The following is a 22865-nucleotide window of genomic DNA, read 5'->3' as shown; positions in this document are numbered from 1 at the left end:
CAACTGAAGCAATTAAGAGGTGAAAAATGCCACGTCGTCGCGAAGTCCCTAAACGTGAAATCCTGCCGGATCCTAAGTTCGGCAATGTTGAGCTGTCCAAATTCATGAACGTGATCATGGAAGGCGGCAAGAAGGCAATCGCTGAGCGCATCATTTATGGCGCTCTCGATTTCATCGAAAAGAAGAACCCAGGCAAAGACCCACTGGAAGCCTTCACCTTGGCGATCAACAACGTCAAGCCCATGGTCGAAGTGAAGTCCCGCCGCGTTGGTGGTGCCAACTACCAAGTGCCGGTCGAAGTGCGCCCTGTCCGTCGTTTGGCTTTGTCCATGCGCTGGTTGAAGGAAGCCGCTCGCAAGCGTGGCGAAAAATCCATGTCCCTGCGTTTGGCCAACGAACTGATGGAAGCCACCGAAGGTCGTGGTGGTGCCATGAAGAAGCGTGATGAAGTCCACCGTATGGCTGAAGCCAACAAGGCCTTCTCGCACTTCCGTTTCTAAGCAACCCTCCCATCTCAAGCTTACAAGCCCGCACCACCCTTTGGCGGATGGCGGGCTTGTGGCTTTAACGAAAGAGAACTATGGCTCGCCATACCCCCATTGAGCGCTATCGCAATATTGGTATCTCCGCGCACATCGATGCCGGCAAGACCACCACCACCGAGCGCATTCTGTTTTACACCGGCGTGAACCACAAGATTGGTGAAGTGCACGACGGCGCTGCCACCATGGACTGGATGGAGCAAGAGCAAGAGCGTGGTATCACGATTACCTCGGCAGCTACCACCTGCTTCTGGAAGGGTATGGACACGTCCTTGCCTGAACACCGCATCAACATCATTGACACCCCTGGCCACGTGGACTTCACGATTGAAGTCGAGCGCTCGATGCGCGTGCTGGACGGTGCTTGCATGGTGTACTGCGCTGTGGGCGGCGTGCAGCCCCAGTCCGAAACCGTGTGGCGCCAAGCTAACAAGTACAAAGTGCCACGTCTGGCCTTTGTGAACAAGATGGACCGTACCGGTGCCAACTTCTTCAAGGTTGTGGACCAGATGAAGCTGCGCCTGAAGGCCAGCCCTGTGCCCATGGTCATCCCAATCGGCGCTGAAGAAAACTTCACCGGCGTGGTTGATCTGATCAAGATGAAAGCCATCATCTGGGACGAAGCCTCGCAAGGCATGAAGTTCGAGTATAAGGACATCCCTGCCGAGCTGGTCGAGCTGGCCAAGGAATGGCGCGAAAAGATGGTTGAAGCAGCCGCTGAAGCCTCCGAAGAGTTCATGAACAAGTACCTCGAAGAAGGTGACTTGACCGAAGAAGAAATCAAGCTGGGCATTCGCACGCGTACCATCGCCAGCGAAATCCAGCCCATGTACTGCGGCACCGCGTTCAAGAACAAGGGTGTGCAGCGCATGTTGGACGCCGTGATCGAATTCATGCCTTCGCCCGTGGATATTCCACCCGTTGGTGGTATGGACGAAGACGACGCTCCCGTGGTCCGCAAGGCCGACGACAGCGAGAAGTTCTCCGCGCTGGCATTCAAGCTCATGACCGACCCGTTCGTCGGCCAGTTGACCTTCGTGCGCGTCTATTCCGGCGTGCTGCAAAAGGGCGACAGCGTCTACAACCCGATCCGCGGCAAAAAAGAGCGTATTGGCCGTATCGTGCAGATGCACGCCAACAACCGCGAAGAAGTCAGCGAAATTCGCGCTGGTGACATCGCGGCTTGCGTGGGCTTGAAAGACGTGACCACCGGTGAAACCCTGTGCGATCCAACCGCGATTGTGACGCTGGAACGCATGGTGTTCCCTGAGCCTGTGATCACCCAGGCTGTGGAGCCCAAGACCAAGGCCGACCAGGAAAAAATGGGCATTGCCTTGCAACGTCTGGCCCAGGAAGATCCTTCGTTCCGCGTGAAGACCGACGAAGAGTCCGGTCAAACGCTGATCGCCGGTATGGGCGAGTTGCATCTGGAAATTATTGTTGACCGCATGAAACGCGAATTCGGCGTGGAAGCCAACGTTGGTAAGCCACAAGTGGCGTACCGCGAAACCATCCGCAAGACGATCGAAGATGCTGAAGGCAAGTTCGTTCGCCAGTCCGGTGGTAAGGGCCAATACGGTCACGTGGTGCTGAAGATCGAACCCAACGAAGCCGGCAAGGGCATCGAGTTCGTCGACGCTATCAAGGGCGGTGTGGTTCCTCGCGAATACATTCCTGCAGTTGAAAAGGGTATCCACGAAGCCGTGACGCAAGGTGTGTTGGCTGGCTACCCTGTGGTGGACGTCAAGGTCACGCTGCACTTCGGTTCGTACCACGATGTGGACTCGAACGAACTGGCGTTCAAGATGGCTGCCATCTTCGGTTTCAAGGAAGGTTGCCGCAAGGCGGGCCCCGTGATTCTGGAGCCCATGATGGCTGTGGAAGTGGAAACCCCTGAGGACTACGCCGGTAGCGTGATGGGCGATTTGTCCAGCCGTCGCGGTATGGTCCAGGGTATGGATGACATGGTTGGTGGCGGCAAGGCCATCAAGGCCGAAGTTCCGCTGTCGGAAATGTTTGGTTACTCCACCACGCTGCGTTCGATGTCGCAAGGCCGCGCCACGTACACGATGGAGTTCAAGCACTACAGCGAAGCTCCTCGCAACGTGTCCGAAGCCATCATGGCTTCCCGCGCTAAGTAAATTGAAGTTGGGCTCGTCGCGTCAAGCGGCCGAGCCTTCAATCCCCTGTCTGCGACAGTGTGCCGCCTTGTTCCCGTGCGAGGCGATCAAGCAACATTGTGCAGACGTTAAACCTCACACGGGAAAAGCTCTTTCTGGAGAATTGAAAAATGGGAAAAGAAAAGTTCACACGTACCAAGCCCCACGTCAACGTGGGCACGATCGGTCACGTTGACCACGGCAAGACCACGCTGACAGCCGCCATCACCACCGTGCTGGCAGCCAAGTTCGGCGGCTCGGCCAAGGCCTACGACCAAATCGACGCGGCACCTGAAGAAAAGGCCCGCGGTATTACCATCAATACCGCCCACGTCGAATACGAAACCGCCAACCGCCACTACGCCCACGTGGACTGCCCAGGCCACGCTGACTATGTGAAGAACATGATCACCGGCGCTGCTCAAATGGACGGCGCTATCTTGGTGTGCTCGGCTGCTGACGGCCCAATGCCCCAGACCCGTGAACACATCCTGTTGGCTCGCCAAGTGGGCGTGCCTTACATCATCGTGTTCCTGAACAAGTGCGACATGGTGGACGACGCCGAACTGCTCGAACTCGTTGAAATGGAAGTGCGCGAGCTGCTCGACAAGTACGATTTCCCAGGCGATGACACCCCCATCATCCACGGCAGCGCCAAGCTGGCCATGGAAGGTGACAAGGGTCCTCTGGGCGAAGAAGCCATTATGAAGCTGGCCGATGCACTGGACAGCTATATCCCCCTGCCAGAGCGTGCAGTTGACGGCGCGTTCCTGATGCCTGTGGAAGACGTGTTCTCCATCTCCGGCCGTGGTACCGTGGTGACCGGTCGCGTTGAACGCGGCATCGTCAAGGTCGGCGAAGAAATCGAAATCGTCGGTATTGCTGACACCCAAAAGACCACCTGCACCGGCGTGGAAATGTTCCGCAAGCTGCTGGACCAAGGCCAAGCGGGCGACAACGTCGGCATCTTGCTGCGCGGTACCAAGCGCGAAGACGTGCAACGCGGCCAAGTGCTGTGCAAGCCAGGCTCGATCAAGCCACACACGCATTTCACTTCGGAAATCTACGTGCTGAGCAAAGATGAAGGCGGCCGCCACACACCTTTCTTCAACAACTACCGTCCCCAGTTCTACTTCCGTACCACGGACGTGACCGGTGCGATCGCGTTGCCAGAAGGCAAGGAAATGGTCATGCCAGGCGACAACGTGTCGATCACCGTCAAGCTGATCAACCCCATCGCCATGGAAGAAGGTCTGCGTTTCGCCATCCGTGAAGGCGGCAAGACCGTCGGCGCCGGCGTGGTTGCCAAGATCATTGCTTAAAACGACGTAGGAAACACCATGTCTACCAAGCAAAAAATCCGCATCCGCCTGAAGGCTTTTGACTACAAGCTCATCGACCAATCGGCCGCTGAAATTGTGGATACCGCAAAGCGCACCGGCGCGATTGTCAAGGGTCCCGTGCCCCTGCCAACCCGCATGAAGCGTTTCGACATCCTGCGTTCGCCACACGTCAACAAGACCAGCCGTGACCAGTTCGAAATCCGTACGCACCAGCGTCTGATGGACATCGTTGACCCAACGGACAAGACCGTTGACGCGTTGATGAAGCTCGATCTACCCGCTGGCGTGGACGTCGAAATCAAGCTGCAATAAGCAAACGGTGTGGTTTTCGCGCAAGCGAAAGCTGCTACCACCCCAAGGAAATAACCCGCACTTGCTGAAAACGCAAGCGCGGGCTATACTCCAAGGCTGCTCCAAAATAGGATTCTGTTTTGGCGCGGTTTTATTAACAGTCTTTCACACTAAAACCGTGTAGCCAATTGCAGTTACATGGGTGGAAGTTACGGAGAAAAAAATGAGTCAAAGCAACTCCCTAGGGTTGCTGGGCCGCAAGGTAGGCATGATGCGCCTATTCACCGATGACGGGGACGCAGTTCCTGTCACGGTGGTAGACGTGTCTAACAACCGTGTTACCCAGATCAAATCCCAAGAGAACGACGGCTACGTGGCCTTGCAGGTCACGTTCGGCGCACGCAAAGCTTCGCGTGTGACCAAGCCAGAAGCCGGTCACCTTGCGAAAGCAGGCGTGGAAGCCGGTGAAATCATCCAAGAATTCCGCGTCACGTCGGATGCTGCAGCCCAATACAAAGCGGGTTCTGTGGTGTCGGCCGGTGCTGTGTTTGCGGTGGGTCAAAAAGTCGACGTGCAAGGTACGACGATTGGTAAAGGCTACGCCGGTACCATCAAGCGTCACCACATGAGCTCGCAACGTGCTTCGCACGGTAACAGCCGCTCGCACAATGTTCCTGGCTCCATTGGTATGGCCCAGGATCCAGGTCGCGTGTTCCCTGGCAAGCGCATGACGGGTCATTTGGGTGTGGACACAGTCACCACTCAAAACCTGGATGTGATCCGTATTGACGAAGCCCGTCAGCTGCTTTTGATCCGGGGCGCAGTTCCTGGTTCCAAGGGTGGGTTTGTGACGGTGCGTCCGGCCATTAAGGCCAAAGCAGCAAAAGGAGCGAACTAATGCAGCTCGAACTCCTGAATGACCAAGGTCAGGCCGCATCGAAGATCGATGTGCCCGAAACCGTATTCGGTCGTGCTTACAACGAAGACTTGGTTCACCAAGTCGTAGTCGCTTTCCAAGCCAACGCGCGTCAAGGCACCCGTGCCCAAAAAGACCGCGAGCAGGTTCGCCACTCGACCAAGAAGCCATTCAAGCAAAAGGGAACTGGCCGCGCACGTGCCGGTATGACGTCCTCGCCACTGTGGCGCGGAGGCGGTCGTATTTTCCCGAACATGCCTGATGAAAACTTCACGCAAAAGATCAACAAGAAGATGTACCGCGCTGGTATGGCCGCGATTTTGTCGCAGCTGGCCCGTGAAGGTCGTCTGGCCGTGGTCGATTCGTTGACGGTGGATTCCCCCAAGACCAAGCCCCTGGCGGCAAAGTTCAAGGCTATGAACCTGGCATCCGTGCTGGTCATCTCTGACCAAATCGATGAAAACCTGTATCTGGCTTCCCGTAACCTCGTGAACATTCTGGTGGTTGAACCCCGTTACGCCGATCCGGTGTCGCTGGTGCACTACAAGAAGGTTCTGGTGACCAAGGCTGCCATGGACAAACTCCAGGAGATGTTCGCATGAGCCGCATGAATTTGACCAACCGTCAATTCGACGAAGGCCGTCTGATGCAAGTGCTGATCGCTCCCATCGTGTCCGAAAAGGCCACCATGGTTGCTGAAAAGTCCAATGCTGTGACGTTCAAGGTACTCCAGGACGCGACGAAGCACGAAATCATGGCTGCTGTGCAGCTGATGTTCAAGGTGGAAGTCAAGGGCGTTTCTGTGGTCAACACCAAGGGCAAAACCAAGCGTTTTGGCAAATCCATCGGTCGCCGCGACAACGTTCGTAAGGCCTATGTGACGCTGAAGCCAGGTCAAGAGCTGAACCTGACTGGGGAGGCCGCGTAATCATGGCTGTCATTAAAATGAAACCCACTTCGCCAGGCCAACGCGGCATGGTGAAGGTCACGCGTGATCACCTGTACAAGGGTGCTCCTCACGCAGCTTTGCTGGAGCCTCAGTTCCAGAAGGCCGGCCGTAACAACAACGGTCACATCACGACGCGTCATCGCGGCGGTGGTCACAAGCACCATTACCGCGTTGTGGACTTTGTTCGCAACAAGGACGGCATTCCCGCTAAAGTGGAACGCATTGAATACGACCCAAACCGTACTGCCCACATCGCTTTGGTGTGCTATGCCGACGGCGAACGTCGTTACATCATTGCTCCCCGTGGTCTGGAAGCCGGTGCAACCCTGCTGAGTGGTGCTGAAGCCCCGATCCGCGCTGGTAACACTCTGCCAATCCGCAACATTCCTGTGGGTTCCACCATCCATTGCATCGAGCTCAAGCCCGGTGCTGGTGCGCAAATCGCGCGTTCGGCTGGTACCTCGGCAACGCTGCTGGCACGTGAAGGCACCTACGCTCAAGTGCGTATGCGCTCCGGTGAAGTTCGCAAGATCCACATCGAATGCCGCGCCACCATTGGTGAAGTCGCCAACGAAGAACACAGCCTGCGCCGCTTGGGCAAGGCCGGTGTGAAGCGCTGGATGGGTATCCGCCCAACCGTTCGCGGTGTGGTCATGAACCCTGTGGATCACCCACACGGCGGTGGTGAAGGTAAGACCGGCGAAGGCCGTCATCCAGTCGATCCTTGGGGCAATCTGACCAAGGGTTACCGTACCCGTAACAACAAGCGCACCCAAGTGATGGTGGTGTCGCGTCGTAAGAAGTAAGGGGTAGCTAGATGACTCGCTCACTCAAAAAAGGTCCATTCGTAGACCACCACCTGATTGCCAAGGCTGAAAAAGCCGTAGCAACCAAGGACAAAAAGCCAATCAAGACCTGGTCGCGTCGTTCCATGATCTTGCCCGATTTCATCGGCCTGACCATTGCTGTGCACAACGGCAAACAGCACGTCCCTGTCTATATCACCGACCAAATGGTGGGCCACAAGTTGGGAGAGTTCGCACTCACCCGTACTTTCAAGGGTCACCCTGCCGACAAAAAAGTCGTGCGGAAATAAGGAAAGACCATGGAAACACGTGCAGTCCTTCGCGGCGTTCGCTTGTCTGTTGACAAGGGTCGCCTGGTCGCAGATTTGATCCGCGGCAAAAAGGTAGACCAAGCTCTGAACGTTCTTGAATTCACGCAGAAAAAAGCTGCTGTGATCATCAAGAAGGTTCTGGAGTCCGCTATCGCCAACGCTGAGCACAATGACGGTGCCGATATCGACGAGTTGAAGGTTAAAACCATCTTCGTTGAACAAGGTGCCACGCTCAAGCGCTTCACGGCCCGTGCAAAAGGCCGTGGTAACCGTATCAGCAAGCCCACGTGCCATGTGTACGTGACGGTTGGCAATTAAGAGGTCGGGAAGATATGGGACAAAAAATCCACCCAACCGGCTTCCGTTTGTCGGTCAGCCGCAACTGGTCCAGCCGCTGGTACGCCAGCAATAATGACTTCGCCGGCATGCTGGCTGAAGACATCAAGGTGCGTGAGTACTTGAAGGCCAAGCTGAAGAACGCTTCGGTTTCGCGCATTCTGATCGAGCGTCCTGCCAAGAACGCCCGTATCACGATTTTCTCGGCTCGTCCGGGCGTCGTGATCGGCAAGAAAGGCGAAGACATCGAGAACCTCAAGCGTGATCTGGCCAAGCAGCTGAACGTGCCAGTGGCAGTGAACATCGAAGAAGTGCGCAAGCCTGAAATCGATGCCAAGCTGATCGCTGACTCGATCACCCAGCAGCTCGAAAAGCGCATCATGTTCCGCCGTGCTATGAAGCGCGCCATGCAAAACGCCATGCGTCTGGGTGCCCTGGGCATCAAGATCATGTCGTCTGGCCGTCTGAATGGCATTGAAATCGCTCGTTGCGAGTGGTATCGCGAAGGTCGCGTGCCACTGCACACCTTGCGTGCAGACATCGACTACGGCACCTCTGAAGCCAAAACCACTTACGGCATTATTGGCGTGAAGGTTTGGGTCTACAAGGGTGACACCCTGGGTCGTAACGATCTGCCTGCAGTGCAAGAGCCGCGCAATGAAGAAGAGCGTCGCCCCCGTGGCCCCCGTCGCGATGATCGCGGTGGCCGTCCCGGTGGTAACGACCGTCCTCCAGCACGTGGTCCCCGTCGTCCAGCAGGTGCCAATGCGGCTCCTGCAGACGGCAGCGACAAGCCTGTTGAAGCCACAGGTGCAGCTGCACCGAAATCTACCGTTCAGCGCGTCCGTAAAGTAGCCGCGCCTGCTGCACCTGTTGCAGCTGACGGTAAAGGAGAATAAACATGTTGCAACCAGCGCGTCGCAAGTACCGCAAAGAGCAAAAAGGCCGTAACACCGGCATCGCAACCCGGGGTAGCTCGGTTGCGTTCGGTGATTTCGGTCTGAAGTGCACGGATCGTGGCCGTCTGACGGCCCGCCAGATTGAAGCCGCACGCCGTGCGATTTCCCGTCACGTGAAGCGTGGCGGCCGTATCTGGATCCGCGTGTTCCCTGACAAGCCAATTTCCCAAAAGCCTGCTGAAGTGCGTATGGGTAACGGTAAGGGTAACCCTGAGTATTACGTGGCTGAAATTCAGCCGGGTAAGATTGTTTTTGAAATCGTCGGCGTTCCTGAAGAACTGGCCCGTGAAGCGTTCCGTTTGGCTGCTGCCAAATTGCCTTTGCGTACCACCTTCGTTGCCCGCATGATTGGCCAGTAAGCAGGAGACTGATATGACCAAATCTACTGAACTGCGCACCAAAGACGTCGCCGGCCTGAAGGACGAAGTGAAAGCGCTGCAACGCGCCCATTTCGGCCTGCGTATGCAAAAAGCCACGCAACAACTCAACAACACAGCCACGATCCGCACTGCGCGTCGTGATATTGCCCGCGCCAAGACCATTCTTGTCGAGAAGCAAGCCGCTGACAAAGCCGCTAAGTAAGGAGCGAAAACATGACGGAAGCTAAAACATCCCTCAAGCGCACCTTGATTGGCAAGGTGGTCAGCGACAAACGAGCAAAGACTGTGACCGTGCTGATCGAGCGCCGTGTGAAGCACGAGCTCTACGGCAAGATCGTTGGTAAGTCGAGCAAGTACCACGCCCATGACGAAAAGGGCGAGTTCAAGCTGGGCGACACCATTGAGATCACGGAAAGCCGTCCGATCTCGAAGACCAAGAACTGGGTTGCTACCCGCTTGGTACAAAAGGCTATTGCGGTTTAATACTGCAAGCTGCTTAGGAAACGGTCCACAATGTGGACCGTTTTTGTTTGTGGGGCGACGGAAACGTGGCCCCTTTTTTATTTCTTCATTCCCAGGAGCATTCCATGATCAAAGTCGGCGACACACTTCCTTCCACCACCTTGTTTGAGTACTCCGAAGTCGAAGGTGAAGGCTGCAGCATCGGCCCGAACGCGGTGGATGTTGCCAAGGCCACGGCCGGCAAGACGATTGCCCTGTTTGCACTGCCAGGCGCGTTCACGCCCACCTGCTCGGCCCAGCATGTGCCGGGCTACCTGGCCAGCGCGGAAGCGTTCAAGGCAGCCGGTGTGGATGAAATCTGGTGTGTCAGCGTGAACGACGCTTTCGTCATGGGCGCCTGGGCGCGCGACCAGAAGACTGCTGGCAAGGTCCGTATGCTGGGAGATGGCAGTGCCGATTTCGCCAAGGCCACCGGCCTGACGCTGGACCTGACGGCCAAGGGTCTGGGCCTGCGCAGCAACCGCTATTCCATGCTGGTGAAAAACGGCGTGGTTGTTACCTTGAATGTTGAAGCTGGTGGCAAATTCGAAGTCAGCGACGCAGCCACCTTGCTGGCCCAAGCCAAAGCCGCGTAAGCTGTTTGCTATCAATAATAGAGCTGCTGGCGCAGGTATTACCTGCGCCAGCAGCTCTTTTTGTTTGTAAAGTCAGATTGCGCGTTCAGGCCATGGCCTTCTTCAACCAGTCGGCGAAAGCGGCGCATTCCCAGCGGTCCATCGTGCCGGTTTGCCAGCACAGGTAATGGGCATGGGGGCTGGGCACGCTGCGGGTGAACAGTTTGACCAGCGCTCCGCTTTCCAACCAAGGCGCGCCCAGGCGCAGGCGCACCAGGCCAATGCCCATGCCGGCCGCGGCGGCGTCGCACATCAGGCCGATGTCGTTGAACTGGGAGCCATCTGCGGGCTCGGGCCAGTCCAGCTGGTGGGCGGCGAACCATGTGCGCCACGGTTCGAGCGGTGAGCGGAGTAGCTGCGCTCCTTCCAGGTCGGCCACGCTGTCGAATGGACCGTGCTCGCGGACAAAAGCAGGCGAGGCCAGCGGCGTGACCTCGTCGCGGGTCAGGCAGATGTGTTCCACGTCGGCATAGCGACCGGTGCCGAAGCGCACCACCAGGTCAGCATCCTCGGCCACCACGTCTAGCAGCGGTATGGAGACGTGCAAAGCCAAGTCGATCTCGGGATAGGCCTCGGTGAACTGGCGCAGCCGAGGAATCAGGATGGACCGGGCAAACGTGGGCGTCACGGCCAGGCGCAGCTTGCGCTTGCCTGGGGCAGATGCGGTGCTGGGAAAGCGTTCCAGGATGGACAGGCCTTCGCGTACATGGGCCAGGTACTCGCTGCCCTCGGTCGTGAGCGAAAAGTCGGCCCTGCCAAATAGCTTGGTGCCCAAGATTTGCTCCAGCTGTTTGACCCGATGGCTGACCGCACTGGAGGTGACGCACAGCTCTTCGGCCGCCTGCGTTACGCTGCGCAAGCGGGCTAAAGCTTCGAAGGTCAGCAGGCACTGAATCGGGGGTATACGCGTAGCACTCATGCCGGCATTGTCCCCCTTGTCGCAGGGGGTGCTCGGTACAATGGCCCCCTTTTTTGCCTAGGGGATTGCGCGTGTCTGACCGTTTCAAAGTGTGGCTGCAGTACCTGTTGCCCAAGCACGCCATCACCGCATTTGGCTGGCACGTCGCCACGGCCCGCGCCGGCAGCATCACTACCGGAATCATCCGTTGGTTTGTAGGCAAATACGGGGTGAATATGGCCGAGGCGGCCAATCCAGACATCACCAGCTACGCAAGCTTCAACGAGTTTTTCACCCGTGCATTGAAGCCTGGTGCGCGCCCGCTGGCCCAGGCCGATCTGGTGTGCCCGGTGGATGGCGCGATCAGCCAGTTTGGCCGTATCGAGCGCGACCAGATCTTCCAGGCCAAGGGCCATACTTTTTCAACCACCGCGCTGGTAGGCGGCGACGCGGCGTTGGGCGCGCAGTTCGAGAACGGCCACTTTGCCAATATCTACCTGAGCCCTAAGGACTACCACCGCATCCACATGCCCTGCGATGGGCGCCTGACGCGCATGGTTTACGTGCCGGGCGACCTGTTCTCGGTGAATCCGGTGACGGCGCAGGGCGTGCCTGGTCTGTTCGCGCGCAACGAGCGGGTGGTCTGCGTGTTTGACTCGGAGCGCGGTCCGTTTGTGCTGGTGTTGGTGGGGGCCGCCATCGTCGGCAGCATGGCGACTGTCTGGCAAGGTGTGATCAACCCGCCGCGTGGCCCGGTGCGCGAATGGCGCTATGACCAGCAGCAGATCGTCTTGAAGCAGGGCGAGGAGATGGGCCGCTTTCTGCTGGGCTCCACCGTGGTGATGTTGTTCCCCGAGGGCCCGCTGAACTTCAACCCCGCCTGGGCGCCCGCTAGCAGCGTACGCCTGGGCGAAGTGATGGCAAAGCGCTAGCACACCCCCAGGCTCCACACTGCGTGTTTCCGCCCACCCCCCTCGCATCGGTTTGTAATACCGATGAGACATGCAGGGGGCACCACCAGCGGCCTGGCAAAGCCAGTTCCGCGGTGGTTCTGGAACTAAACAGTTACTTGAAGATGACCGTCTTGTGGCCGTTGAGCAGCACGCGGTGCTCGCTGTGCCACTTGACGGCGCGGGCCAGCACTTGGCTCTCGGTATCCCGGCCCTGGGCGGTGAAGTGCTCTACCGTGCGGCTGTGGTCCACGCGGGCTACGTCCTGCTCAATGATCGGGCCTTCGTCCAGGTCCGCTGTCACATAGTGGGCGGTGGCACCGATCAGTTTCACGCCACGGTCATGCGCCTGGTAGTAGGGCTTGGCACCCTTGAAGCTGGGCAGAAAGCTGTGGTGGATGTTGATGGCCCGGCCACTCAGCTTCTGGCATAGGTCGTTGCTCAAAATCTGCATGTAGCGCGCCAGCACCACCAGTTCCGCGCCTTCGTTTTCGATGACTTCGTAGATGCGCGCCTCGGCCTGGGCCTTGGTCGCAGCGGTCACGGGGATGTGGTGGAAGGGCACGTTGTAGCTGGCGGCCAGTTGGTAGAAGTCGCGGTGGTTGCTGACGATGGCGCGGATGTCCAGCGGCAGCAGGCCGCTTTTCCAGCGGAACAGCAGGTCGTTCAGGCAATGGCCTTCCTTGCTGACCATCAGCACCGTGCGCACCGGCTCCGAGGTGTTGTGCAGGCTCCACTGCATTTTGAAACCTTCGGCGAAGCTGGTCAGCGCGCTGCGCAGTACGTCGGCGGGAATCTGGTCGCAGGCGAACTGCACTCGCATGAAGAACAGGCCGGTGTCGTGGTCGTTGTACTGGGCGGCTTCTTCGATGTTGCTGCCGCGCTCCAGCAGGAAACCCGAGACGGCGTGGACGATGCCAGGGCGGTCCGGGCAAGACAGGGTGAGGATGTAAGCAGTGGTCATTGTTGTACACCCCCAGGCTGCGCGCATTGCATGTCGCTGCGCCAACCCCCTTGCAGGGGGCGAATCCGACGGCCCGGCAAAGCCGGTTCCGTGGGTTCTTTGGCCTGGGGCCTTGTGTGTTTACGGTGGTTTGGCTTGAAGTGTAGAGCAGTAGTCTTTTGCCGGGATGCTGGGCGTCACCCAGGTCTGGTCGAAGGATGCTATGTTTTTGCTAGCTTCTTGCGCAGATTGCACCTGCAGCACAATAGATTTTGACGTGAAATTGTCCGGTAGGTGCTGCGGCACGCCCAGGCTGGGGTCGGCATGGCCGCTGCCGGTCAGTAGCAGCACGGTCTTGCCAGGCAGCGCCGCAGCCTGCAGGGTCTGCGCCATGGCCTGGTCGCGGGCTATCTGGATGCGCGTCATGGGGCCGATCTGGCTTTCAGGCAGCAGGCCGCAGTGGCCCAGGCGGATGGACTGCTGCTGGGCTTTGAGTGCGGGGCCGGGCAGTTGCATGTCCAAGCTGGCGTTGCCCATGGCCGTACGCATTTGCGCGCGCGGCAGATTGGCACCCAGTACCGGCACGCCGGCGTGGACTGCGGCCATCACCGCCGGGCCGTAGGCGGCCCAAGGCCAGCCAGCGTCGTCCCACTGGAGCGCGGTCTGTACTTGTTCCTGGGATGCGTCGCGGGGCAGGGCGCGGGTGTCGTGGCCTTGCTCGGCCATTTCCAGGGCCACGGCGGCTAGTTGGCCGCGTGTTGCCAGGGTTTCAATCACCTGGCGGTGGATCTGCTGGTGCTCGGTGGCGTCGTGCTGCTCGCCGAGCAGGATGGCGTCGGCCGGCAGCAGGGCCTGCACACGCTGGTCTACGCTGGGTACGCTGGCGCAGCCCCACAACAGGGCGGTGCAGCAAGCCAGCAGCGTGGCGGCGCTGAGCCGCACGCTCAGTGCACCAGTACCGGGTTTTGCGCCAGGCCGGCGTATTGCTCCAGCGTGTCTTCGACTTCTTCCTGGGTCGGCGTGTTCAGCTGCCAGGCCGAAATATGCTGCTGGAACAACTCGGCCCAGGACCCGTCCAGGTAGACCTCTTTACCCGAGCGTTTGTCGACGATTTCAAAGCCGTGGCGTTCCAGCGTGGGCGCGCGCGGCGGGTCGGCGGGCGCCAGCAGGGCGGCGTTGGCAGCGTCGGGCTGCATGTGGACCACCGCAAAGGATTCGGAGTCGTATAGCGTGTTCATGGTGGGTGTCCTTTTCTCAATCACTATGGGCTATATGGTCGCGATAGCGGGGAATTCAAGTTCTGTGCCACTTCTCGCTATCTCAGCTTAGGGCTTTTCGACCGCACGCAACTGCTGGTCGAGGAAATCTCCGTTCGGTTCCGTGATTTTCAGCCGCACTGGCAGGTAGGAAATGCTGGGGCCCAGCCACAGCTCGACCTTTTTGTCGAACTCCTTGAGTGGCTCGCGGGTGAGTTTCAGGGTGTCTATGCTGTCGTAGGGCACGTAGGCCTTGTCTGGCCCTTCGACATTGAACTTCCAGATGTCGGCGTCGCGCGGGCCCACGGTCTGCAGCGTGATGGTGCTGCCCGGCGGGTAGTGCGACGGGTCGGCGGCCAGCATGCCGCCGATCTGCAGCACCACGCTGAGCTGGTCCTGTGCGGCGGGCAGCAGGGGCACGTCGGGCGTATTGGCGCTGAAGGTGGCGCGGCCCTTGTCGTAGTCGAAATGGGCGGCGAGTTCGCTAGACCGTTTGTAAGAAAAGCGCTGGGGCGCTAGTCCGGCGGTCGTGATGCTGCCGCTGCTGGTATAGGTGAGCGAAAAAAGAAACAGCATCCTACCGGCTAGCCTGGCATCGTAATGCTGGCCGTCCTGCTGCCACAGCAATTCTCCACGGGCGTCGTAGTGCAGCTTTTTGGCCTGACCGCTGAGGTTGTAGAGCAGCCGCACCGGGTCGGCAAAGCGGAAGGCGGTGGCCTGGGTCACTGTAGGTGCTGGCGGTACGGGGGCGGACGCCACGGGCTCGGGCGCTGGCGCGGGTGGCGGAGGTACTGGGGTGGCTATGGGCTCGGATGCGGCAGGGGCAGCTGCTTCGGCGGCAGAGGCGGCGGGGTCGGGGAGCGGCGCTACCGGCGAGGCGTCGGCAACTGCCACGCTGTCCGCTGGTTCAGGGGCTGGTTCAGCGGCGCGTGGCGTTGGGCGCGGCTTGAGTGGTGCGGGCGGTTTGGCGATGGGCACCGGCGGTGCCGGTGGCGCAGGCACGGGCGCCGGAATGCTGCGCGTATTCAGGGCACGCACCGTCGTAGCGCCAGGTGCATTCACCTGCAGCACGGCGGGCAGCGTTTGTAGCACGGCCAGGTGGGCCAGCACCACGGCGGCGCCCAGCACCAGCAGGCCCCGCAGCGGGACGGAAGAGGTTGCGGCGGAAGCCTTCGTTAAACTCATTTGACTATGCAACGCTTCTCCATCCCCTCCCGGCGGACACCGCCATGAAATTAGCCACCTACCAAGACGGTTCGCGCGACGGCCAGCTGGTGGTGGTGTCGCGCGACCTGGCGACGGCCCATTATGCGACCGGCATCGCCAGCCGCCTGCAGCAGGTGCTGGACGACTGGGGCTTTATGAGCCCGCAGCTGCAAGACCTGTACGACGCGCTCAACCACGGCAGGGGCCGCCACAGCTTCCCGTTCGACGCGCGCCAGTGCATGGCACCTTTGCCGCGTGCCTACCAGTGGGCCGAGGCCCAGGCCTACCCCAGCTTGCTGCGCCCGCCCGAGTCCGATACCAGCCTGGTGATGGCCCCTGGCAGCGGCGACCATTTCCTGGGCGCCTGCGAGCCGCTGCGCTGCGGCTCTGAAGCCCTGGGCGTGGACTTCTGCGCAGGTCTGGCCGCCATCACCGCCGATGTCCCCCAAGGCGCCAGCCCCGAGCAGGCGCTGGACGGCGTGCGCCTGCTGCTGCTGGCCAATAGCGTGCGTCTGCGCAGCGTGGAGGCGGCGGAGCAGGCCAAGGGCGCGGGCTGGGTGCAGAGCGCGCCGGCCGTGGCCTTCAGCCCGGTGGCTATCACGCTGGACGAGCTGGGCGACACCTGGGACAAGGGCCGCGTGCACCTGCCTCTGCACACCAGCTGGAACGGCCGCAAGGTTGGCATGTGCGACGCGGGGCCTGAGATGCGGTTCCATTTCGGCCAGCTGGTGGCCCATGTGTGCAGCACCCGCGCCGTGCGTGCCGGTAGCATCATCGGCAGCGGCCCGGTGGCGAATGCTGGCGTGGCGCAGAAAGCGCAGATGCAGTGGCCCAAGGGCTACCACAGCATCGCGGAAAAGCGCGCCATGGAGGCCCAGGACCCGCTGAACGGTGGCACGCCCAGTACCGGCTATCTGCAGTACGGCGACACCGTACGCATCGAGATGATGGGCAAGGACGGCCACAGCCTGTTTGGCGCCATCGACCATGAACTGGCGCCCTGGTTGCGCTGAAGAATATTCAAAGGATATGTTGATGCGAAATTTAATCGCTAAGAAATCGTTGGCGGGCCTGTGCTCCGCCTTGTTGGCCGCGCTGCTGGTATCGGCATGCGCCTCGTCCATCCCCGAGCCGGTCTGGCCGGACCAGGAGGCACGGCTGCAAGACCTGGGCATCACGGCGCAGGTGCAGCCCAAGGTGCCACCGCCGGAAAAAGACCTGGTGCGCGACCGCTCGCACAACAGCACGGTGGTGGTGCAGATGCTGGTGGACGCCTCGGGCAGCGTGCTGCGTTCGCGGGTGTCGCAGTCCAGCGCAAACCCGCTGCTGGACCAGGCCGCGTTGGACGCTGTGCAGGGCCTGCGCCTGAACCCTTATTACAGCCAGGGTAAGGCCCAGGCGGTGACGGTCAGCGTGCCGTTCACCTTCCCGTTCTACGACCGGCCCCGTTAAGCTGATTGCTATGGTTTATGTAGCTGCTTGCGCAGGTATTATCTGCGCTACAGCCCGTTTTGGCACAAATACTCCATAGCGTCACACAGACTACACAGGGTTTTGTTGGAATCGCTGGCTGACCGCACCGACTGTGGCGCGGCGCTACCAGTGTGCCTCCACCATGCCAGCTTTCTACCGGGTCATTGCGGTGCAGTTTGTCTCCGCACTGGCCGACAACGCCTTGCTCATCGTGGCCATCGCCCGCATGCTGGAGCTGGCGGCCGAGGCCTGGACTGTGCCCCTGCTGAAGCTCAGCTTCACCCTGTGCTATGTGTTCCTGGCGCCGTTTGTCGGCGCGCTGGCCGACACCTGGCCCAAGGGCCGGGTCATGGTGGCGGCGAATCTTCTGAAGGCCCTGGCCGCCGCCCTGCTGGTGGCGGGCTCCGACCCGATGCTGGCTTTGGCCCTGGCCGGTCTGGGTGCCGCCGTCTACGCGCCCGCCAAATACGGACTGATCACCGAGATGCTGCCGGCTGACCAGTTGGTGCGGGCCAACGGCTATATCGAAGGCAGCACAGTCTGCGCGGCCCTGCTGGGCACAGTGCTGGGTGGCGCGCTGGTCAGCCCGCAGCTGCGCAATCTGCTGCCGCCCGAGCTCGCGGTGGCCGTGGGTGCCACGCCCACTTCGCTGCATGCCGGCATGCTGGGCCTGTTGCTGCTGTACCTGCTGGCCGCGCTGCTGAATGCCGGTGTGCCGGACAGCGGCGTGCGCTATGCCCGGCATTCCTTCCACGCGGTGTACCTGGTGCGCCGCTTCTTCCGTGAAAACCTGACGCTGTGGCGCGATCCGCTGGGTGGCGTGTCCATGGCGGTGACCACGCTGCTCTGGGGCATTGGCGCCACCTTGCAGCTGGTGGTGCTGCGCTGGGCCGAGTCCGCGCTGGGCCTGGCGCTGAGCCAGGCGGCTTATCTGCAGGGCGTGACGGCAGTGGGCGTGATCGCCGGGGCCACGCTGGCCAGCCAAATGTTGCGCCTGGAGCAAGCCACCCGCGTGCTGCCCCTGGGCATCGCCATGGGCCTGCTGGTGCCTTGCATGGTGGGCGTGCACTCCCTGGGCTGGGCGGCGGGCCTGTTGATGCTGGTGGGTGGGCTGGCAGGCTTCTTCGTGGTGCCCATGAATGCCCTGCTGCAGCACCGCGGACAGCAGCTGCTGACGGCCGGGCGCTCAATCGCCGTACAGGGTTTTAACGAGAACGCCGGCATCCTGCTGATGCTGTCGCTGTACGCGGCTGCCACCGCGCTGCGGCTGGAGCTGCACCAGCTGCTGTGGTGCTTTGGCCTGCTGGTGGCCAGCACCATGGCCTTGATCACGCTGCGCCACCACCGGGCGGGAGTGGCGAATGCTGCGGTGTCTTGAAACTGCCATAAAAGCATCATCAATCTGAAATTAGCAGTCCGTAGCCTCGGGCCTGTGAAAAACACCGAAGAGATCATCGTCGAATCGTTCGCTGCCCACCCGTCCAGTCTGCGGATTGCATTGGTGACAGAGACCTTCCCGCCCGAGGTCAACGGGGTCGCCATGACCCTGGGCCGCCTGGTGGAGGGGCTGTTGCAGCGTGGCCATGCGGTACAGATCGTGCGCCCGCGCCAGCCTGGCGCCGACGTCGGCAGTCCGCCGCGCGAGGGGCTGGACGAGGTGCTGTCGCCCGGCGTGCCGATTCCCAGCTACGGCAACTTCCGCTTCGGCCTGCCGTCCAAGAACCGGCTGGTCAAGCTGTGGCAGCAGATGCGGCCCGACGTGGTGCATGTGGCCACCGAAGGCCCGCTGGGCTGGTCGGCCGTGACAGCCGCGCGCAAGCTGCAGCTGCCGGTGACCAGCTCGTTCCACACCAATTTCCATAACTACTCCGGCCACTACGGCCTGGGTCTGTTGAAGACGCCCATAGACGCATATTTGCGCAAGCTACACAACCGCACCATGGCCACTTTAGTGCCCACGCCGGCCCTGGTGGCGGCGCTGCAGGCGCGCGGCTACCGCAATGTGTCGGTGCTATCGCGCGGCGTGGAGCTATCGCAGTTCAGCCCGGCCCGCCGCTCCAGCGCATTGCGCGCCAGCTGGGGCGTGGCCGAGGACGATCTGGTGGTGGTGCATGTGGGCCGCCTGGCCAAGGAAAAGAATGTGGGTTCGGTGATGCTGGCCTTTGCCGCCATCCAGGCCCGTGTACCCAATGCCAAGCTGGTGCTGGTGGGCGATGGCCCGCTGCGCAAGCTGCTGCAGGACAACTGCCCGCACGCCCATTTCGCCGGCCTGCGCCAGGGCGAAGACCTGGCTACCCATTACGCATCGGGCGACCTGTTCCTGTTCCCCAGCACCACCGAAACCTATGGCAATGTGGTGCCCGAGGCCCTGGCCAGCGGCGTGCCGGTGCTGGCCTACGACTATGCGGCGGCAGCCAATGTGGTGCGGCCTGGCCACAACGGCACGCTGGTGCCCCTGGGCGAAGAAATGCAGTTTGTACAGGCTGCCGTGGCCATGGCCAGCGACCGGCCCGCCTTGCAGGCCATGCGCCAGCAGGCGGCGGCCAGCGTGGCCCACCTGGGCTGGGCTGCGGTGTACGACAGCTTTGTGGGCACCTTGCGCACCGTGGTGCAGTGCCACGGAGGCCATTTCAGCCTGGCGCCGCACCTCCTGCCTAGCGCCACCAGCGCAACTAGCGTTCCCAGCGCATAAGGGCTTGGCCCATGCGGACCGCCGAGCCTTCGCGCAGACCTTCGCACAGCGTGAAGCCCTTGGGCGCTAGCACGATGATGGTGGAGCCGTGCTGAAACCAGCCCATCTCCTGCCCCTTGCGGAAGCTGGCGTTGCAGGGCAGGGTGGTCGGGCCCTTGTACTTCAGGTGCAGCAGCACATCCAGAAAATGCAGGCGGATGCTGGCCACCAGAATGGCAGCCACCGGCACCAGCGCAATCGGCTGGCCCTGGGCCGGGCCGTCGCCGGTGATGCGGGTCTTGATAAAGGCGCGCTCGTTCTTGCAGAACAGTTTCTCAACCCGCTTCAAGGCGATCGGATTCACGTTCCATGTGTCGCCGGAAAAGTAGGTCACTTTCTCCACCGTGCAGTCCTGCGGCGCGTGGAAGCGGTGGTACATGCTGGACGTGAGCCTCAGCGTAACGAAGTAGCCATCGCGCCATTCGCCGCTGTGCGCTTCATCGCCCAGCAGGTCTTCCAGCATGTACGGAAAGCTCTTGGCCTGGAACACCTGCGTGCCCTGGATGGGGCCGCTGGCGCCCACGATGCCGTCGCTGGGGCTGCTCATGACCGCAGGGTCCATGGCCAGCGGGCGCAAGCCGTCTTTCAGCTCGCGGGTAAAGCAGTCGTGCATGCTTTTGAACTGCGTTTTCTTCGCCTCCGACAGGTCCAGGTCGGAGAAGAACTTCCACACCGCGATGGATGCGTCGCGCACCAGCGGCTGCTCAATCTGGCTGAACCAACCCATGGCCTGGGTCAGCCAGCGCCGGGGCAGGCGGTTGGTCAGCAAAAAGTTCAGGTCCTCGTGCTTCAGCAGTTGCTGGATGTGCTGGCGTATCTGCATGGTCAATCTCTTTTGAAAGGAAAAATGTTGTGAATGAAACTCTGGCTCTGTACGCCGCCGCAGGCGGTGCCCTGCTGTACGGTGCGGCACGCGTGAAGACCCGGCTGGAGCTGTCGCTGGCCAAGCACGGCTCGCTCACCGGCCACCCGCGCATGGCGCGCCGCATGGCGGCCCAACTGCCCAGCTACCGCTACGACGAAACGCAAGCCTTTGGCCTGGACGGCGCACCGCCCGAAGTGGTGGGCCTGCGCAAGACCGCGCTGGCCCGGCTGGCCGCACAGTTCGGCGAGCGCTATGCCAAAAGCCTGGCGCTGACGCGTGCGGCCGAGGGCGATATTTCGGACATGCAATTCATAGCTGCCTACAAGCTGCCCTACCAGTTCCGCGAGCTGTTCGGCAAGGCGCTGAAGACCGGCTCTTTTGTGCAGTCCACCAGCGGCGTGACGCTGACCGATATGGACGGCAATGTGTTCTACGACCTGACCGGGTCCTACGGCGTGAACCTGTTCGGCAACGACTACTACAAGGACAGCATTGCCCAAGGCAGTGCCCTGGTGGCAGAGCTGGGCCCGGTACTGGGCTCCTACCACCCGGTGGTGGCCGACAACGCGCAGCGGCTTAAGGCCATCTCCGGTATGGACGAGGTGAGTTTCCACATGTCCGGCACCGAGGCGGTGATGCAGGCCGTGCGACTGGCGCGCTACCACACGGGCCGCACGCACCTGCTGCGCTTTTGCGGCGCGTACCACGGCTGGTGGGGCGATGTGCAGCCTGGCATCGGCAACCCCATGACCGAGCGCGATACCTACACCCTGAAGGACATGGGCGAGGCGACCTTGAGCGTGCTGCGCAAGCGCAAGGATATTGCCTGCGTGCTGGTGAACCCGCTGCAAGCCCTGCACCCGAATATCGGCGCGCCCGGCGACTCGTCGCTGCTCGACAGCTCGCGCCAAGCGCATTACGACCGCGCGGCCTACACCCGCTGGCTGCAGCGGTTGCGCGAGATCTGCACCGAGAAAAACATTGCCCTGATCTTCGACGAAGTGTTTGTCGGCTTCCGCCTGGCACCCGGCGGCGCGCAGCAGTACTTTGGCGTGCAGGCCGATATGGTCACCTACGGCAAGACCCTGGGCGGCGGCCTGCCGGTGGGCGTGGTCTGCGGCAAGCATGCGTGGATGAAGCGCTTTCGTGATGAGGCTCCGGCCGACATCTGCTTCGCGCGCGGCACCTTCAACGCCCATCCCTATGTGATGGGCGCGATGAACGTGTTTTTGCAAAGCCTGGACACAGCGCCGATCCAGGCGCTGTACGCCGGGCAGGACGCACGCTGGGACCAGCGTGCTGCCCTGCTGAACCAGCGCCTGCAGGCCGCCGGCCTGCCGGTGCAGGTGGCGAATATGTCGTCCATCTGGACCGTGCTCTATACCCAGCCGGCCTGCTACAACTTTTTGCTTCAACATTATTTGCGGCTGGAAGGCTTGGCTTTGAGCTGGGTGGGCACGGGGCGTTTCATCTTCAGCCTGAACTACAGCGACGCCGACTTTGAAGCCGTGGCCCAGCGCTTTGTGCGCGCCGCCCAGGCCATGCAGGCCGACGGCTGGTGGTGGCATAACCCGGAGCTGACCAACAAGTCCATCAAGCGCCGGGTGTTGCGGGAAATGTTGGCGAAGAAGTTTTGAACGGGACTGTGCCCCTGCTGCGAAGCCGGGGCACAGCTTTGTTTTAGGCGTGGTGGGCTTGGCGTGGCTCGATCAACTCGCCACGCATCAAGGCCAGAGGGGCCTTGTAGTACAGCGTGATGTCGTGGAAGGGGTCGGTCAGGATCTTGGTCATCCACACCAGGCCGGCCTCTACGTCCTTGATGAAGAACAGGTGCACGGTGCGGAACACCAGGCCGCCCACGCCGACCGCCAGCCACACCATGCCGGTGTTGCGTGCAAAGCTTTCCCAGCCGGTGTGCGGGTCCAGCAGGCCGAACAGGCTGGGCTGCCACACCAGCAGCAGTGGCGACGCGACCCAGATGGCCATCAGCACCACCTTGCGGCGCAGGTTGTAGCCCACCTTGATGTCTTCCTTGTGCTCGTGCGTGGCTTGGTTCACCACGTCATAGCCCTTGGGTTCGAAGAAGAAGTGGCCGGCCTGGCGGCTGGTCATGGACACCAGCCAGGCCAGCAGCGCGGCCAGGGCCGGGTCCTTGAACAGTAGGGCGTAGGCGCAGACGAAGCTGACCGCGCTGACCAGATGCAGCGACTGGTTGATGCGGCTGTGGTGGTAGTAGCGGTGGTCGTCCCAGCGCTGGATCTTGAGTTGCTCGAAAAAATCAGACATGGTGGCTCCTTATGTGGGCGGTAAAAAATCGGGGTGACGAAACAGTGACAGGCGCTGTGACAGGCGGGTGAATTTGCTGGCGGACGCAGGTGGGTGTGGTGCTGTGCATGGCGCGTATCCGGCGTGATG

At 61.1% G+C, this 22865-nt stretch carries 28 protein-coding genes; 21 read left to right on the top strand and 7 right to left on the bottom strand.

Features of this window, described 5'->3' with window-relative positions; translation table 11 throughout:
- Nucleotides 1-26 precede the first annotated feature (26 nt).
- From rpsG to AC4BBN_RS08465, 15 genes are all read left to right on the top strand, one after another.
- Nucleotides 27-500, top strand: a complete 474-nt coding sequence (gene rpsG, locus AC4BBN_RS08535) for a 30S ribosomal protein S7 (RefSeq protein ID WP_490591560.1) — start codon at nt 27-29, stop codon at nt 498-500.
- A gap of 80 nt (nt 501-580) precedes the next feature.
- Nucleotides 581-2683, top strand: coding sequence for an elongation factor G (fusA, locus tag AC4BBN_RS08530; RefSeq protein WP_490591559.1), 2103 nt, complete (start codon nt 581-583; stop codon nt 2681-2683).
- 149 nt (nt 2684-2832) lie between these two features.
- Nucleotides 2833-4023, top strand: coding sequence for an elongation factor Tu (gene tuf / locus AC4BBN_RS08525; protein WP_490591558.1), 1191 nt, complete (start codon nt 2833-2835; stop codon nt 4021-4023).
- An 18-nt stretch (nt 4024-4041) separates the two neighbouring features.
- Complete coding sequence (gene rpsJ / locus AC4BBN_RS08520; protein ID WP_019575636.1) at nt 4042-4356, top strand: 30S ribosomal protein S10; 315 nt, start codon at nt 4042-4044, stop codon at nt 4354-4356.
- Between the two features lie 202 nt (nt 4357-4558).
- Nucleotides 4559-5233 (top strand): 50S ribosomal protein L3, encoded by a 675-nt coding sequence (rplC, locus tag AC4BBN_RS08515; RefSeq protein ID WP_490591557.1) that lies wholly within the window; start codon nt 4559-4561, stop codon nt 5231-5233.
- Nucleotides 5233-5853 carry a 50S ribosomal protein L4 gene (gene rplD, locus AC4BBN_RS08510; RefSeq protein ID WP_092759960.1) on the top strand — a complete coding sequence of 207 codons (621 nt, stop codon included), beginning with the start codon at nt 5233-5235 and terminating at the stop codon, nt 5851-5853. The genes rplC and rplD overlap by 1 nt, the downstream gene beginning before the upstream one ends.
- Before the next feature lie 5 nt (nt 5854-5858).
- Nucleotides 5859-6179, top strand: a complete 321-nt coding sequence (gene rplW, locus AC4BBN_RS08505) for a 50S ribosomal protein L23 (protein WP_369821623.1) — start codon at nt 5859-5861, stop codon at nt 6177-6179.
- Nucleotides 6180-6181: 2 nt separating this feature from the next.
- Entirely contained in the window at nt 6182-7006 is an 825-nt protein-coding gene (gene rplB / locus AC4BBN_RS08500; protein WP_490591556.1) for a 50S ribosomal protein L2, read from the top strand.
- 11 nt (nt 7007-7017) lie between these two features.
- Nucleotides 7018-7296: a 30S ribosomal protein S19 gene (gene rpsS / locus AC4BBN_RS08495; protein WP_076196164.1), complete on the top strand. Its 279-nt coding sequence runs from the start codon at nt 7018-7020 to the stop codon at nt 7294-7296.
- Between the two features lie 9 nt (nt 7297-7305).
- Nucleotides 7306-7635 (top strand): 50S ribosomal protein L22, encoded by a 330-nt coding sequence (rplV, locus tag AC4BBN_RS08490; protein ID WP_490591555.1) that lies wholly within the window; start codon nt 7306-7308, stop codon nt 7633-7635.
- A 14-nt stretch (nt 7636-7649) separates the two neighbouring features.
- Nucleotides 7650-8552 (top strand): 30S ribosomal protein S3, encoded by a 903-nt coding sequence (gene rpsC / locus AC4BBN_RS08485; protein ID WP_490591554.1) that lies wholly within the window; start codon nt 7650-7652, stop codon nt 8550-8552.
- 2 nt (nt 8553-8554) lie between these two features.
- On the top strand, nt 8555-8971 hold the full coding sequence (gene rplP, locus AC4BBN_RS08480) for a 50S ribosomal protein L16 (protein ID WP_029708121.1): 417 nt from the start codon (nt 8555-8557) through the stop codon (nt 8969-8971).
- A 13-nt stretch (nt 8972-8984) separates the two neighbouring features.
- On the top strand, nt 8985-9194 hold the full coding sequence (rpmC, locus tag AC4BBN_RS08475) for a 50S ribosomal protein L29 (RefSeq protein ID WP_490591553.1): 210 nt from the start codon (nt 8985-8987) through the stop codon (nt 9192-9194).
- A gap of 11 nt (nt 9195-9205) precedes the next feature.
- Nucleotides 9206-9475, top strand: coding sequence for a 30S ribosomal protein S17 (gene rpsQ, locus AC4BBN_RS08470; RefSeq protein WP_092759968.1), 270 nt, complete (start codon nt 9206-9208; stop codon nt 9473-9475).
- A 104-nt stretch (nt 9476-9579) separates the two neighbouring features.
- The gene (locus tag AC4BBN_RS08465; RefSeq protein WP_490591552.1) at nt 9580-10089 is read left to right on the top strand and encodes a peroxiredoxin; all 510 of its coding nucleotides are present in this window, start codon (nt 9580-9582) and stop codon (nt 10087-10089) included.
- 85 nt (nt 10090-10174) lie between these two features.
- Here AC4BBN_RS08465 and AC4BBN_RS08460 read toward each other — a convergent pair whose 3' ends face one another.
- Nucleotides 10175-11047 (bottom strand): LysR substrate-binding domain-containing protein, encoded by an 873-nt coding sequence (locus AC4BBN_RS08460; RefSeq protein ID WP_490591551.1) that lies wholly within the window; start codon nt 11045-11047, stop codon nt 10175-10177.
- Between the two features lie 71 nt (nt 11048-11118).
- Between AC4BBN_RS08460 and asd (AC4BBN_RS08455) the strand changes: the two genes are divergently transcribed.
- Nucleotides 11119-11958, top strand: a complete 840-nt coding sequence (asd, locus tag AC4BBN_RS08455; RefSeq protein WP_490591550.1) for an archaetidylserine decarboxylase — start codon at nt 11119-11121, stop codon at nt 11956-11958.
- Between the two features lie 133 nt (nt 11959-12091).
- Here asd (AC4BBN_RS08455) and purU read toward each other — a convergent pair whose 3' ends face one another.
- The 4 genes from purU to AC4BBN_RS08435 form a co-directional block, all read right to left on the bottom strand.
- Nucleotides 12092-12940 carry a formyltetrahydrofolate deformylase gene (gene purU, locus AC4BBN_RS08450; RefSeq protein WP_490591549.1) on the bottom strand — a complete coding sequence of 283 codons (849 nt, stop codon included), beginning with the start codon at nt 12938-12940 and terminating at the stop codon, nt 12092-12094.
- A 120-nt stretch (nt 12941-13060) separates the two neighbouring features.
- Nucleotides 13061-13861, bottom strand: coding sequence for a ChaN family lipoprotein (locus AC4BBN_RS08445; RefSeq protein WP_490591548.1), 801 nt, complete (start codon nt 13859-13861; stop codon nt 13061-13063).
- Nucleotides 13862-13863: 2 nt separating this feature from the next.
- Nucleotides 13864-14157 carry a BTH_I0359 family protein gene (locus AC4BBN_RS08440; protein ID WP_490591547.1) on the bottom strand — a complete coding sequence of 98 codons (294 nt, stop codon included), beginning with the start codon at nt 14155-14157 and terminating at the stop codon, nt 13864-13866.
- A gap of 87 nt (nt 14158-14244) precedes the next feature.
- A complete protein-coding gene (locus AC4BBN_RS08435; protein ID WP_490591546.1) occupies nt 14245-15360 on the bottom strand; it encodes a DUF3108 domain-containing protein in 1116 nt (371 codons plus the stop codon).
- Between the two features lie 44 nt (nt 15361-15404).
- On the opposite strand from AC4BBN_RS08435, the gene AC4BBN_RS08430 reads away from it, so the two are divergent.
- The 4 genes from AC4BBN_RS08430 to AC4BBN_RS08415 all read left to right on the top strand — a co-directional run bounded on the left by AC4BBN_RS08430 (nt 15405) and on the right by AC4BBN_RS08415 (nt 19546).
- The gene (locus AC4BBN_RS08430) at nt 15405-16394 is read left to right on the top strand and encodes a fumarylacetoacetate hydrolase family protein (protein ID WP_490591545.1); all 990 of its coding nucleotides are present in this window, start codon (nt 15405-15407) and stop codon (nt 16392-16394) included.
- 22 nt (nt 16395-16416) lie between these two features.
- Complete coding sequence (locus AC4BBN_RS08425; RefSeq protein WP_490591544.1) at nt 16417-16833, top strand: energy transducer TonB; 417 nt, start codon at nt 16417-16419, stop codon at nt 16831-16833.
- A 163-nt stretch (nt 16834-16996) separates the two neighbouring features.
- Nucleotides 16997-18232 (top strand): lysophospholipid transporter LplT, encoded by a 1236-nt coding sequence (gene lplT / locus AC4BBN_RS08420; protein ID WP_490591543.1) that lies wholly within the window; start codon nt 16997-16999, stop codon nt 18230-18232.
- Nucleotides 18233-18286: 54 nt separating this feature from the next.
- A complete protein-coding gene (locus AC4BBN_RS08415) occupies nt 18287-19546 on the top strand; it encodes a glycosyltransferase family 4 protein (RefSeq protein WP_490591542.1) in 1260 nt (419 codons plus the stop codon).
- On the opposite strand, the gene asd (AC4BBN_RS08410) is transcribed toward AC4BBN_RS08415, so the two are convergent.
- On the bottom strand, nt 19527-20408 hold the full coding sequence (asd, locus tag AC4BBN_RS08410) for an archaetidylserine decarboxylase (protein ID WP_490591541.1): 882 nt from the start codon (nt 20406-20408) through the stop codon (nt 19527-19529). The genes AC4BBN_RS08415 and asd (AC4BBN_RS08410) overlap by 20 nt on opposite strands.
- 29 nt (nt 20409-20437) lie before the next feature.
- Here asd (AC4BBN_RS08410) and AC4BBN_RS08405 point away from each other — a divergent pair, with 29 nt between their 5' ends.
- Nucleotides 20438-22087 (top strand): aminotransferase class III-fold pyridoxal phosphate-dependent enzyme, encoded by a 1650-nt coding sequence (locus AC4BBN_RS08405; RefSeq protein ID WP_490591540.1) that lies wholly within the window; start codon nt 20438-20440, stop codon nt 22085-22087.
- Between the two features lie 43 nt (nt 22088-22130).
- Here the strand turns inward: AC4BBN_RS08405 and AC4BBN_RS08400 are convergent, their stop codons facing one another.
- Complete coding sequence (locus tag AC4BBN_RS08400; protein WP_490591539.1) at nt 22131-22736, bottom strand: hypothetical protein; 606 nt, start codon at nt 22734-22736, stop codon at nt 22131-22133.
- Nucleotides 22737-22865: the final 129 nt, after the last annotated feature.

The organism is Rhodoferax sp. SPJ21, from assembly GCF_058216335.1.
Note: the sequence above shows the minus strand (reverse complement) of the source record. Positions and strands in the feature narration are given on the sequence as shown.